The organism is Bacteroides salyersiae WAL 10018 = DSM 18765 = JCM 12988 (assembly GCF_000381365.1).
Lineage (GTDB): Bacteria > Bacteroidota > Bacteroidia > Bacteroidales > Bacteroidaceae > Bacteroides > Bacteroides salyersiae.
In genome coordinates this window covers 201642-214194 of sequence record NZ_KB905468.1, presented here as the reverse complement: position 1 = coordinate 214194, position 12553 = coordinate 201642, and the positions used below count along the sequence as shown (strand labels likewise).

Annotated in this window: 9 protein-coding genes; 5 read left to right on the top strand and 4 right to left on the bottom strand. The window is 40.9% G+C overall.

Annotated features, from left to right (window positions below; all coding sequences use genetic code 11):
* The first annotated feature begins 58 nt into the window (after positions 1 to 58).
* The gene (locus HMPREF1532_RS18745) at positions 59 to 799 is read left to right on the top strand and encodes an NADPH-dependent oxidoreductase (protein WP_005933522.1); all 741 of its coding nucleotides are present in this window, start codon (positions 59 to 61) and stop codon (positions 797 to 799) included.
* Between the two features lie 51 nt (positions 800 to 850).
* On the opposite strand, the gene dnaA is transcribed toward HMPREF1532_RS18745, so the two are convergent.
* The 3 genes from dnaA to HMPREF1532_RS18730 all read right to left on the bottom strand — a co-directional run bounded on the left by dnaA (position 851) and on the right by HMPREF1532_RS18730 (position 4741).
* A complete protein-coding gene (gene dnaA, locus HMPREF1532_RS18740) occupies positions 851 to 2272 on the bottom strand; it encodes a chromosomal replication initiator protein DnaA (RefSeq protein WP_005933520.1) in 1422 nt (473 codons plus the stop codon).
* A gap of 348 nt (positions 2273 to 2620) precedes the next feature.
* Positions 2621 to 3514, bottom strand: coding sequence for an MlaD family protein (locus HMPREF1532_RS18735; protein WP_005933518.1), 894 nt, complete (start codon positions 3512 to 3514; stop codon positions 2621 to 2623).
* Positions 3515 to 3523: 9 nt separating this feature from the next.
* Positions 3524 to 4741 (bottom strand): N-acetylmuramoyl-L-alanine amidase family protein, encoded by a 1218-nt coding sequence (locus tag HMPREF1532_RS18730; RefSeq protein ID WP_085930825.1) that lies wholly within the window; start codon positions 4739 to 4741, stop codon positions 3524 to 3526.
* A 147-nt stretch (positions 4742 to 4888) separates the two neighbouring features.
* Between HMPREF1532_RS18730 and HMPREF1532_RS18725 the strand changes: the two genes are divergently transcribed.
* Entirely contained in the window at positions 4889 to 5785 is an 897-nt protein-coding gene (locus HMPREF1532_RS18725; protein WP_005933514.1) for a bile acid:sodium symporter family protein, read from the top strand.
* Positions 5786 to 5926: 141 nt separating this feature from the next.
* Positions 5927 to 7468 carry a Gfo/Idh/MocA family protein gene (locus tag HMPREF1532_RS18720; protein WP_005933511.1) on the top strand — a complete coding sequence of 514 codons (1542 nt, stop codon included), beginning with the start codon at positions 5927 to 5929 and terminating at the stop codon, positions 7466 to 7468.
* Positions 7469 to 7931: 463 nt separating this feature from the next.
* Here the strand turns inward: HMPREF1532_RS18720 and HMPREF1532_RS18715 are convergent, their stop codons facing one another.
* Positions 7932 to 9095 carry an exo-beta-N-acetylmuramidase NamZ family protein gene (locus HMPREF1532_RS18715; protein WP_005933509.1) on the bottom strand — a complete coding sequence of 388 codons (1164 nt, stop codon included), beginning with the start codon at positions 9093 to 9095 and terminating at the stop codon, positions 7932 to 7934.
* A gap of 74 nt (positions 9096 to 9169) precedes the next feature.
* On the opposite strand from HMPREF1532_RS18715, the gene HMPREF1532_RS18710 reads away from it, so the two are divergent.
* The gene (locus HMPREF1532_RS18710; protein ID WP_005933506.1) at positions 9170 to 9706 is read left to right on the top strand and encodes an HD domain-containing protein; all 537 of its coding nucleotides are present in this window, start codon (positions 9170 to 9172) and stop codon (positions 9704 to 9706) included.
* Positions 9707 to 9794: 88 nt separating this feature from the next.
* Positions 9795 to 12515 (top strand): putative LPS assembly protein LptD, encoded by a 2721-nt coding sequence (locus HMPREF1532_RS18705; RefSeq protein ID WP_005933503.1) that lies wholly within the window; start codon positions 9795 to 9797, stop codon positions 12513 to 12515.
* Positions 12516 to 12553: the final 38 nt, after the last annotated feature.

The following is a 12553-nucleotide window of genomic DNA, read 5'->3' as shown; positions in this document are numbered from 1 at the left end:
CTATTTATAGAAATAATGAATTGAATATTCTTTTTGTTATCTTTGCAGGAAAAAAGATATGATTGATACCGTTAAGAACAGAAGAACAATTAGAAAGTATTTACAAAAAGATATTCCATCTGATTTGTTAAATGATTTGCTTGAAACTTCTTCTCGTGCTTCTACTATGGGAGGAATGCAGTTGTACAGTGTCGTTATCACGCGTAATGCTGAAATGAAGGAAAAACTTTCACCGGCACATTTTAATCAACCCATGGTTAAGGGGGCTCCTGTTGTACTTACATTTTGTGCAGATTTTCGTCGTTTTAGTAAATGGTGTGAACAGCGTAACGCAGTGCCCGGGTACAATAATTTGATGTCGTTTATGAATGCGGCAATGGATACATTGTTGGTTGCACAGACTTTCTGTACATTGGCGGAGGAAGCAGGTTTGGGAATTTGTTATTTGGGGACTACCACTTACAATCCTCAAATGGTTATTGATGCTTTGCAACTTCCTGAACTTGTTTTTCCTATCACTACGGTAACGGTAGGTTACCCGGATGGTATTCCTGCCCAGGTAGACCGTTTGCCGTTAGAGGCGACTGTTCACGAAGAGTATTATCATGATTATTCCAAAGCCGATATTGATAAACTGTATGCTTATAAAGAATCATTGCCGGAAAATGAGCAGTTTGTGAAAGAAAACCGGAAGGAAACATTGGCGCAAGTATTCACAGATGTTCGTTATACGAAGAAAGATAACGAGTTCATGTCTGATAATTTATTGAAAGTGTTGCATCAGCAAGGATTTATGTGATTTATCATATGAAAAAAGAGAGACTGGAACTTTCATAGTCTCTCTTTTTTATTAACTGTTTTTCTTTTTCAGTGAAGATTCTATAGTTTCCAGATCGGCACGGAATCCCTTATCGACTTCGCATTGCCCTTTTACGGTTTTGCATGCGTGGAGTACGGTGGCATGATCTTTGTTTCCAATAAATTTCCCAATTTTCGAAGTAGAGAAATCTGTGTATGTCTTTGCCAAATACATCGCTACTTGACGTGCTTGTACCACTTCTCTTTTTCTTGATTTGGTATGAATGGCGTTGGTCTCAAGGCCAAAATGTTTGCAAACAGTATTGATAATGTCGTCAATACTGATACTTTTGGTCTCATTACGGACAACACCGCGAACGATATGTTGCGCCAAGTCGAGATCTATCTCCTTATTGAAGATTGTAGAACGTGCCATAATAGCGATTACGATACCTTCCAGGTCACGAACGCTTTCATTGACATTTTCCGCAATATAGTCTATAACCTCCGGTGGAAATTGCAATCCGTCACGATGGATTTTATTTCGTAAAATATTCTTCCGCAATTCTACTGTCGGTTTTTCCAACTCGGCTACCATTCCCCATTTGAAGCGGGTCAAAAGACGCTCTTCCATTCCTTGTAATAACACAGGAGCACGGTCTGAAGTCAGAATTAATTGTTTGCCGTTTTGATGCAGATGATTGAAAATATGAAAGAAGGTATTTTGAGTCTTGGTGACGCCTGCAAATTCTTGAATATCATCAATAATTAATACATCGATCGTCTGGTAGAAGTTGATGAAGTCATTGGTCGTATTGTTACGTACAGAATCTGTGTATTGCACCTGAAAGAGATGGGCCGATACGTATAACACTCTTTTTTCGGGGTATATCTCTTTGATTCTTGTACCGATGGCGTTGGCAAGATGCGTTTTTCCCACTCCGGATGCACCATGCAGGAATAAAGGGTTAAAAGCTGTACCGGCCGGGTTTTGGGCAACGGCTTCAGCGACGCTTCTTGAAAGTTTATTGCTATATCCTTCGATGAAGTTTTCGAAATTGTAGTTCGGATTCAGATGGGGATCCAAATCTTGAGGAGCCGGAGCGTGTAATATATTCGGTGCTTTATTACCGTTACCGCGAATAATACTTGGTTGCGGTACGGCTATAGAACGGTTACTGGCTTCAAGATTTACCGTTTTATTCGGTATTGAAGTCCGGTCTACCATTACATTATACATCAACTTGGTTCCCTCGCCAATGACTTTATATAACGTTTTTCGTAGCAAGTCCACAAATTTATCTTCCAGAAACTCGTAAAAGAACTGGCTGGGTACTTGTACAATCAACGTTTTGTCCTCATATTTTAATGGTACAATGGGAACAAACCAAGTTTTATATGTCGAATCGGGAACATTGTCTCTAATAATTTCAAGACAGCGGTTCCACAGCCCGACATGATTCGATTCACTCATAACGGCTACAATACATTTATTAATTAAGCAAAACTTCTACGGTTGCAAAATTGGGAATCTTATTTGAGAAAAACAAATCTGTTTTTTCTTGTATTTCTCGTTGGAAGAATAATACCTTTACTTTCAGCTACTTATGATAACCCAATAAAATAGCCCCTTGAAAGAGGCTATTGTTTTTTTATAATGCTCTGTTTACTAATGTTTTAATTTAATTTTGATGCTCTGTTTTTATTTAGGCAAATGCCTCTCTGTTTTATTTCTTTTGGTCTGTATATGCACTTTACGAGACTTTTCAGTTTTCTGTTTTTAAGTTCTGTTATTTAGATGAAATCTATATAATACAGAAAACTACTTCTCTTTTTTCCCGAATAAAGAGAAGTGTACATAGCGTTTGGGATGTTCTTTCAAATCTTCAAGCAAACTTGCTGCATTGGCAGTAGTTGCGTTTAAATTGTTATATAATTGCGGATCATTTAAGAGTAATCCTACGGTGTTGTCTTTACTGTTTAATTTTTCTGTAACGATTTTTACATTAGCCAAGGTCTGTTCTATCTCATTAAAAGTGTTGGCATAATCTATTTTTTTCAAATTGTCGCTAATGCTTATGAAGTTATCTCCCAATGTGTTCAACTTACCGGTTAGCTGTGGAATGTCTCTTCCCATCAATACTTTCAGTTGTCCACTGGTCACTTCAAGATTAGCAGCCATTTTCTCTACGGAATGTAAAGTAGCAGGAATGCTTTGATCTCCCAGTATTGTATTTAATGAAGTCATTATGGAATCGAGTTTTGGGAGCATTTGCTCTATTTGCGGCATGAGAGCTGCCACACTTTCCATCATGCCATTATTTAATTTTCCGGGTATTGTATCTCCTATAGCATATTTTTCGCGAGGATTATTAGCCAGTAGAATGTCCATTCTTACCCCTCCCATCAGTTCGGATGTCAACTCTGCAGAACTTCCTTTGGGGATACGGAGCTCCGTATCCAGTTCTACTTCTACGACTACATTTTCGGCTTGATTGTAATCGTAATAAATATCCCGCACGATACCTACACGTACTCCATCTGCAAAAACAGGACTCGATTTAGCCAGTCCGTTCACATTCTTGAATTTTACATAGAAATAGCTTGAAGGTTTAAACATGTTTATTCCCTTCAAATAATTGATGCCGTAAACAAGTACGCACAAAGCAATAATTCCTGCAATACCTATTCTTACTTCTTTTGTAATGTATTTCATTTCAGTACTTTATTTATTTCGTTTCTTTTTGAATTCTGCAATAGCAGCGTTTATATTTATTTTCTCTCCATCACGGAAAGCAATGATAAAAGCATCTTTAAACTTGTCGGTGATGGTACGTTTGGATCGTAATACTTTATTATAGTCTGATGAAGCACCATAAGTGTATTTATACAATCCTCCTTCTTTATAGTAATCTATATCTGTCAATCCCTTTAAGCGCTTGTCATTTTTGGCTAACGGCTTTGAAGAGGTTAGTATTTGTATTTTAAACGTTATTTCTCCATCATTTGTTGCACTTTCTACTGTAATGGGGCGTTGTGGGGAAGCTTTTGTTGTCGGATTGGTCTTGGTGTTTTCCTGTTTGGGAACGGCGGCTATTACTGTTTCAGGGGTCTCAGTACTCTCTTCCGGAATGATGGTGCGACTGGCACCGGTCAACCGTATTTCTTGCTCCCGTTTATAGGTAAGGAAAGCGCGATAAATTCCTTTTGCCAAAGTGCTGGTTCCTGCTTCCGTATTGAGGTAACGTTCTTCTTCGGGAGTCGATATAAATCCTAATTCCACTAAAATGCTGGGCATGGCACTTGCTTTCAATACGAGGAATCCTGCTTGGTGTACGCCACGGTCCACCCGTTTGCACGTATGGCGGAATTGTTTCTGTACAAGAGAAGCCAGATGTACACTTTGTTCCATATACTTGTCTTGCATGAACTCAAAAATGATGTATGATTCGGCAGAATTCGGGTTGAAACCGGCATAGCGGGTTTTATAATCGCTCTCGTAAAGGATTACTGAGTTTTCGCGTTGGGCTACGGCAAGATTAGCGTCTGATTTGGCAAGACCCAATGTCCAAGTGGATGCTCCTTTGGCAACACGGTTGTTGGCAAGGGCATTGGTGTGTATGGAGATAAACAGGTCTGCTTTTGCGCTATTGGCTATTTCAGCTCGTCGGTCTAATGGAATGAATACGTCCTTACTGCGGGTGTAGATTACTTTTACATCGTCGCAGTTCTTTTTGATCATGTTTCCTAACTTTAATGCCACATTCAGATTTATATTCTTTTCTTTCGAGATTTTGCCGACAGCTCCGGGGTCATGTCCTCCATGACCGGGATCAATGACGACAACAAAATCTTTGGCCCATGCACTACCGATACAAAGCGGAGAGTAGAGCAGTACAAGGCAGACGAATATATATAATATGTAATGTCTATTAAGTTTCATGTTATTGCAATGACGCTGCAAATGTAGTGGAATTTTGCTGAAAACTTGCTATTCGCCATTAAGTTTTGTGTTTTTTTCCATATTTCATGTCGTTTATTTCCGTGATTCGTTGTTACTTTGCATTTCAAAATAATAAATGATATAATAATGCTTAAGTTTCTGAAGAATTGGACATTGCCCATCGCCATGCTGTTGGGGGGCATAGGGTATCCTTTATTTATCAGACTTTCTTTTTTGACTCCGGCACTTATTTTCACGATGTTGCTGCTCACTTTTTGTAAGGTGTCTCCCCGCGATCTGAGACCGAAGCCTTTGCATTTATGGCTACTCTTGATACAAATATTCGGGGCGATAGCTGTTTATTTGCTCCTTTTTCGTTTTAATAAAATTGTGGCTGAAGGAGCGATGGTTTGTATTATCTGTCCTACGGCTACTGCTGCTGCGGTTATTACTTCCAAATTGGGCGGAAGTGCGGCAAGTCTGACAACTTATACTTTGATTGGCAATATAGGGGCGGCTGTTGCTGTTCCGGTTTTATTTCCGTTAATTGAGGTACATGCAGAGATCAGTTTTTTAGATTCTTTTCTGCTGATATTGAGTAAAGTCTTTCCTTTATTGATCTGTCCGTTTTTAACTGCGTGGCTGTTACGGCGGTTTCTCCCTCGTGTTCACCGTACTTTATTAAATTACCATGAACTGGCTTTTTATCTTTGGGCTGTGTCACTGGCTATTGTTACTGCGCAAACACTTTCTTCTCTGATAAATGATCCGGCCGATGGATTTACAGAAATAATGATTGCATTTGCCGCACTTGTAGCTTGTTGTCTACAATTCTTTTTAGGAAAAACTTTAGGTAGTTTGTACAATGATCGTATCAGTGGCGGGCAGGCATTGGGACAGAAGAATACAATTTTAGCTATCTGGATGGCACATACTTATCTGAATCCGCTTTCTTCCGTAGGTCCTGGAAGTTATGTGCTGTGGCAAAACATTATCAATAGCTGGCAGTTGTGGAAAAAGAGGAAGAAAGAGATGGAACAGTAAATAAAAGATCCGGAAATATATGGTTGTTTGTTAATATTGGTTATTTTTTTATTTTCTTTGTTACCTGCTTGTTACGCGAATTGTATGATATTATAAACACATCGTCTCTTATATTACATTTTAAACTATAAATTTTATATCATGAAAGGATTAAAGTTATTATTGTTGAGCTTTTGCGTCGCTTTTGCCGCATGTTCGGTACAATCGCCTTCCGTACAGGTTTCGGACAAGGGTACTAAATGGAGTTGGGATAAAGGAACTATCGTTGTGGAAACTCCTGAACGTCCTGCCGGTCAAACCAGTGTGATTGGTTTGACAGCTCCTAAAATAGAGGCCGTTCGTGTTGGTTTTGTCGGTTTAGGAATGCGCGGTCCCAGTGCTGTGGAACGTTTTACTTATATTCCAGGCGTGGAGATTGTGGCTCTTTGCGATTACGAACAGGAACGTGCCGAGAAGTGCCAGCGCTTTTTGAAGAAAGCTTCCATGCCTAAAGCTGCTGTCTATTCCGGTGAGAAAGGGTATGAAGAATTATGCAAGCGTGACGATATTGACTTGGTTTATATTGCTACTGATTGGTTGCATCATTTTCCTGTAGCCGTCTGTGCAATGGAAAACGGTAAACATGTGGCTATCGAAGTGCCTTCGGCTATGAGCCTGGAAGAGTGCTGGGCATTGATCGATTTATCGGAAAAAACGCGCAAGCATTGTATGATTCTGGAAAACTGCTGTTATGACTGGTTCGAAATGAATACGTTGAATATGGCTCAACAGGGAGTATTCGGAGAGGTAATTCGTGCGCAAGGTGCTTATATTCATAATCTGGAACCTTTCTGGGATCATTATTGGAAAAACGGTGAGGCCGATAAATTAGGATGGCGTCTGGACTATAACATGAAACATCGCGGTGACGTGTATGCCACTCATGGTCTCGGTCCTGTAGCTCAAGCACTGGATATTCATCGTGGTGATCGTATGAAGACGCTGGTGGCTATGGACACAAAGTCGGTAGTAGGTAAGGCACTTGTAGAAGAGAGAACAGGAGCCGGCTGCGATAACTTCCGTAATGGTGACCATACTACTACACTTATCCGCACAGAAAACGGAAAGGTGATCGAAATACAGCACAATGTGATGACTCCGCAACCTTATAATCGCCTGTATCAACTTACGGGAACGAAAGGGTTTGCTAATAAATACCCCGTAGAAGGCTATGCTCTGGATGCTAAACAACTGACTGCTTCCGGTATGGAGCCGAAAGTAGATGATTTAAGTTCACACAGTTTCTTGCCTAAGGATGAAATGAATGCTTTGGTAGAAAAATACCAGCATCCGATATTGAAAAAATATGGTGAAATGGCCAAAGAAGTAGGGGGACATGGCGGTATGGATTTTATTATGGATAGCCGTCTGGTATATTGCTTGCAAAATGGTTTGCCATTGGATATGGATGTGTACGACTTGGCAGAGTGGTGCTGTCTGGCAGAGTTAGGCGAGCTTTCGATGGATAATGGTTGTGCTTCTGTTGCATTTCCCGATTTCACCCGTGGCGAATGGAATAAGATAAAAGGTTATAAACATGCGTATGCTACTCCGGAAGAGGAGGCTGCAATCATGGAAAAAGCAAAAGCCTTTACGCAGAAGTTGAAAGAAAAGGGTGCTGAAGAGTGGGCTGAAGATAAGTAGCCTCATTCCTTCTTTATTCGGATTTACATGAATGTTCCGGAGGGGGCATGCTTGTGAATCCGGGTAAAGAACCCTGTATGTGAGGGATAGACATTGCATGACAGGAAAGTAAAATATTACATCCGGATTAGTAATGATAGAAAATAATCAGGTACAACTGAGATTGCTATTTTGACAAGTACAGGTAGGAGTTGTTCTTCGAACCGATGAAGGACATTTGATACGGAAAGATTATTCCGAAAGATATTAGGTGTTGTATATCAAAGATTTAATTGTTTATTTGATAAACGGATAAACCGATATTCTTAGTCTGCAAGAATACGTTTTTAATGCTGTGTTAAATACAATCTTTTGCCGACAAGAATACGTTTCTTTACAGACAAAGAATTAATGTTTTGCGACGGGAGAAATAATATGCCGGGAACGGAATTAACAATGTTAAAATCAGATGCGCGGTTTCGCGTCAATATAACAAGTACTTTTTTCGCATTTCTTTGTATTTTTGTAATTCTTCTTTCCATCCGGCACGGATAGCTGCTTCGTCTTTACCGGCAAGAATTGCCTTGCGAACCGTATCCGTTCCCATCAACAGGTCGAACCAACGTGCCTGGTCGAAAAAGCCGTTTCCTTCTCCCGATTTCCAGTAGAAACGAAGAAAATAACGCAGTGTGAATCCGTTCACATTGTTGACTCTTCTCAAATCTTCTCCATAACAAGTTTGGTTTTTGTGCATCGGGTTTTTATCGAAACCGGGCAATGCTTGTGGGGTGAAACTAAAATCTCCGTATTTCTTGTTGGGTGCTCCGAGCACTTGAAACGGGAATGTGGTCCCTCGTCCTACACTGATACGAGTTGCTTCGAAAGGGCAGAGGGAAGCATACAGACGGATTGACTGATCGTTGGGTAGGTTAGGAGAGGGTTTGATGGGTGGAGAATAAGGTTGTCCGTGTTCCCATCCCGTCATGGCTACTACAGTCAGCCGGCAAGCTTCCGAGGTTTTATTGATCCATCCTTCGCCGTTGATCATCAGAGCCAGTTCGCCGATCGTACAACCGTGAAGAACGGGGATAGGCAACATACCTACAAAGCTGCGGAAAGAAGGACGCAGTATAGGACCGTCTATGTAATCGCATGGGTTAGGCCGATCGAGTACAATCACTTCTTTGCCATTTTCAGCACAAGCTTCCATCACATAGAACAGGGTACTGATATAAGTGTAGAATCGGGCTCCGACATCCTGTATGTCGAACAAAATAATGTCGACATCCTGCAACTGGCGTACGGTTGGCTTTTTATTGTTTCCGTAGAGTGAGACGATAGGAGTACCCGTCCGGCTGTCTTTTCCGTCTTTTACCGTCTCTCCGGCATCGGCGTCGCCCCGAAAGCCATGTTCCGGAGCGAACACTTTCACCACGTTTATGTTTAAGCTCAACAGGGTGTCGAGCAGACAGGCCTGTTCTTCACCTATGACGGAAGTGGGGTTAATGACCATTCCTACCCGTTTTCCTTTGAGTAATGGCAGGTATTCTTCGGTACGTTCTGCTCCGGTGTTGAGAGTACCTTGTGCAAAAACTATGGTAATTCCAGCCAACAGGCAGGTGAGAATGAGGATTACTTTTCGGCGCATCTCGGTATTTTTTTGTAATATTGCACAAAAATATCCATTTGGATTGATTATTACAAGTTATAATAGATGAAGTTATGAATCCACTCGATTTAATTGATAAATATTATCCGCAGGATAACGAATTGAAACATATTCTGTTAGTACATAGCCGGTCGGTAGCCGATAAAGCTTTATGGATTGCCGCCCGGCATCCGGAACTGAAACTGGATGAGACCTTTCTGAATGAGGCCGCCATGCTTCATGATATCGGCATTTTTCTGACGAATGCCGCTCCCATCTATTGTTTGGGTACGGAACCTTATATTTGTCACGGTTATTTGGGTGCCGATCTGGTGCGTAAGGAAGGTTTCCCACAGCATGCTTTGGTCTGTGAGAGGCATACCGGAGCTGGGCTTTCATTGGAAGAAATCATTAATCAGCAACTTCCTGTCCCGCATCGTGAAATGTTGCCGGTGAGTTTGGAAGAACAGGTAATCTGTTTTTCCGATAAATTTTATTCTAAGACTCATCTTGACAGAGAAAAAACAGTAGATGCTGCCCGGAAGAGCCTGTCCAAATATGGTGAAGAAGGTTTAACGCGTTTTAATCGCTGGTGCGAACTTTTTCTATAGCACTAAAAAATAATTAAAAAGGGGGATTCCGATGTATAATTGGTGAAGATTGTGTACTTTTGCCCCTTCAAGCGTAAACTATTAGTTAATGGCGCCATTGAAAGCAAATACATTAATATCATTCATACTACTGTTTGTCTTACTGATGCTTCCTGATGAGGCACTGTCTCAGCGTCGCCGAAACAGGGGAGTGGAAGGAGGAAGAGAAAATTTTAATCCTCCTACGGTTCTGAACACGGACTCCTTGGGGACAGATTCAGTAAAAACCGATTCATTAGTTGTTGCTAAGCCTGCCAAAAAACAACCTTTGGATGCACCGGTAATTTATTCGGCAAATGACTCTATCGTTTTTGAGGAAGGAGGATATGCACATCTTTATGGGGATGGGAAGGTAAATTATCAAAGTATAGAATTGGGTGCGCAGATCATTACCATGAATATGGACAGCAGTACGGTATTTGCCCGTGGTGTGACGGATTCGTTGGGAGTGGAAACCGGAAAGCCCGTTTTTAAAGACGGTGATACTTCTTATGATACCGAAGCGATCCGGTATAATTTCAAAAGTAAGAAAGGGTATATCAATAATGTAGTCAGCCAGCAGGGAGAAGGATACGTTACCGGTAATAATGCCAAAAAAGGGGCTGAGGACGAACTTTTCATGCAGAATGGTAAGTATACTACTTGTGATCATCATGATCATCCCCACTTTTATCTCCAGTTGACAAAGGCCAAAGTCCGCCCGAAAAAGAATGTAGTGACAGGGCCGGCTTATCTGGTAGTAGAGGACGTGCCTTTACCATTGGCTGTACCATTCTTTTTCTTTCCATTTTCCAGCAGTTATTCTTCCGGTTTTATCATGCCTACTGTTCTTGATGATTCCTCCCGTGGATTCGGTTTGTCGGATGGTGGATATTATTTCGCCATCAGTGACATGATGGATTTAAAGTTGACGGGAGATATTTTCACGAAAGGTTCGTGGAGACTTGGGTTGGAGACGAATTACAACAGACGTTACAAGTTTTCCGGTTCTTTGATGGCCGATTATCAGGTGACAAAAACAGGAGACAAGAATATGCCGGATTATTCGGTTTCTAAGGATTTTAAAATAGTGTGGAGTCATCGGCAAGACTCCAAGGCAAATCCGAACGCTACTTTTTCGGCCAGTGTGAACTTTTCAACCAGTAGCTACGAACGTACCAATATTGGTAACCTGTATAATTCGCAGTTGTTGACACAGAATACCAAGACGTCCAGTATCAGCTATTCACGTACTTTTCCGGATATTGGTCTGACACTTTCGGGAACAACCAATATATCGCAGACGATGAAAGACTCTTCTGTTGCAATAACGTTGCCCGATCTTAATATTACCCTGACCCGACGTTTTCCTTTCAAAAGAAAAAAAGCAGTCGGGGCAGAGCGTTGGTACGAAAAGATTTCGTTTCAGTATACCGGACGTCTGACAAACAGTATCAAGACAAAAGATAATCTGCTGTTTAAATCGAATCTGATAAAAGACTGGAAAAACGCTATGCAACATCAGATTCCAATAAGTGCTACATTTACTCTCTTCAAGTATTTCAATCTGACTCCAACATTTAATTATACAGAGCGTTGGTATACTAATAAAACGGAAAATTATTACGATGAAGAGAAACGGCAATGGGTGGCAACGGATACTATCTATGGTTTCAATCGTGTATCTAATTATAATTTCTCATTGGGGTTGAGTACAAAACTTTACGGTATGTATAAACCTCTTTTTATGAAGAAAAAAGAGATACAGATTCGTCATGTGGTGACTCCGCAGATTAGTATAAGCGGGGCACCGGCGTTTGATAAATATTGGCAGGAGCACGAAGATAAGGATGGTAATATATACTATTTCTCTCCTTATTCCAATCAGCAATTCGGTACGGCACCACGTGAAAAGACGGGGTCGGTGACTTTCGACCTTTCTAATAATATCGAGATGAAATACCGGAATAGAAAAGACTCTCTTACTAAAATTAGTTTGATTGATGAATTGGGAGCTTCTCTTTCTTATAATATGGCGGCTAAAAAGCAACCGTGGAGCGATCTAACTTTACGATTGCGTTTGAAACTGACCAAGAATTATACGTTCAACTTGAGTTCTCGCTTTGCTACTTACGCCTACACGTTCGATAAGAATGGAGAAGTGACTACGGGAGATCGTACAGAGTGGTCTTATGGACGCTTCGGTCGCTTCTCCGGGTGGGGGTCTTCCTTTAATTATACCTTTAATAATGAAACTTGGAAAAAGTGGTTCGGGCCGAAAGATGATAAAGATCAGAAGGATAAAGATAAGGATCAGAATGGGGAGGATAGTGAGGATACGGCGGATACCGGCAGTGGTTCCGGAACAACTTCTAAAACAGTAGAAAAGGCGCAAGCCGATGCGGACGGTTATCAGGTATTTAATATGCCGTGGTCACTGAGTGTGAACTATTCATTTAATATCAGCGAAGACAGGAGTAAGCCCATTAATGTACATTCAATGCGTTATCCTTTTTCTTATACGCATAATCTCAATGCTTCTGGTAATGTGAAGCTTTCGAATAGATGGCAGGTGTCTTTCAGTACCGGTTATGATTTTCAAGCGAAAGAAGTTACTCAGACTTCGATGACTATCACGCGTGATTTGCACTGCTTCAATATGTCAGCCAGTCTTTCACCTTTCGGGCGTTGGAAATATTATAATTTCAAAATTAGTGCCAATGCCAGTATCCTGCAGGATTTGAAGTGGGAACAAAGAAGTCAGACTCAGAGCAATATACAATGGTATTAAAAAAAGGGCGAAAGCCCTTTTTTAGTTGAAAATTGAAA

Coding starts and splice junctions, on each gene's coding strand:
- dnaA (WP_005933520.1), bottom strand. CDS start 2,272: ATGAGTGAATCGAATCATGTCGGGCTGTGGAACCGCTGTCTTGAAATT.
- HMPREF1532_RS18730 (WP_085930825.1), bottom strand. CDS start 4,741: ATGAAACTTAATAGACATTACATATTATATATATTCGTCTGCCTTGTA.
- HMPREF1532_RS18705 (WP_005933503.1), top strand. CDS start 9,795: ATGGCGCCATTGAAAGCAAATACATTAATATCATTCATACTACTGTTT.
- HMPREF1532_RS18735 (WP_005933518.1), bottom strand. CDS start 3,514: ATGAAATACATTACAAAAGAAGTAAGAATAGGTATTGCAGGAATTATT.
- HMPREF1532_RS18745 (WP_005933522.1), top strand. CDS start 59: ATGATTGATACCGTTAAGAACAGAAGAACAATTAGAAAGTATTTACAA.
- HMPREF1532_RS18710 (WP_005933506.1), top strand. CDS start 9,170: ATGAATCCACTCGATTTAATTGATAAATATTATCCGCAGGATAACGAA.
- HMPREF1532_RS18715 (WP_005933509.1), bottom strand. CDS start 9,095: ATGCGCCGAAAAGTAATCCTCATTCTCACCTGCCTGTTGGCTGGAATT.
- HMPREF1532_RS18720 (WP_005933511.1), top strand. CDS start 5,927: ATGAAAGGATTAAAGTTATTATTGTTGAGCTTTTGCGTCGCTTTTGCC.
- HMPREF1532_RS18725 (WP_005933514.1), top strand. CDS start 4,889: ATGCTTAAGTTTCTGAAGAATTGGACATTGCCCATCGCCATGCTGTTG.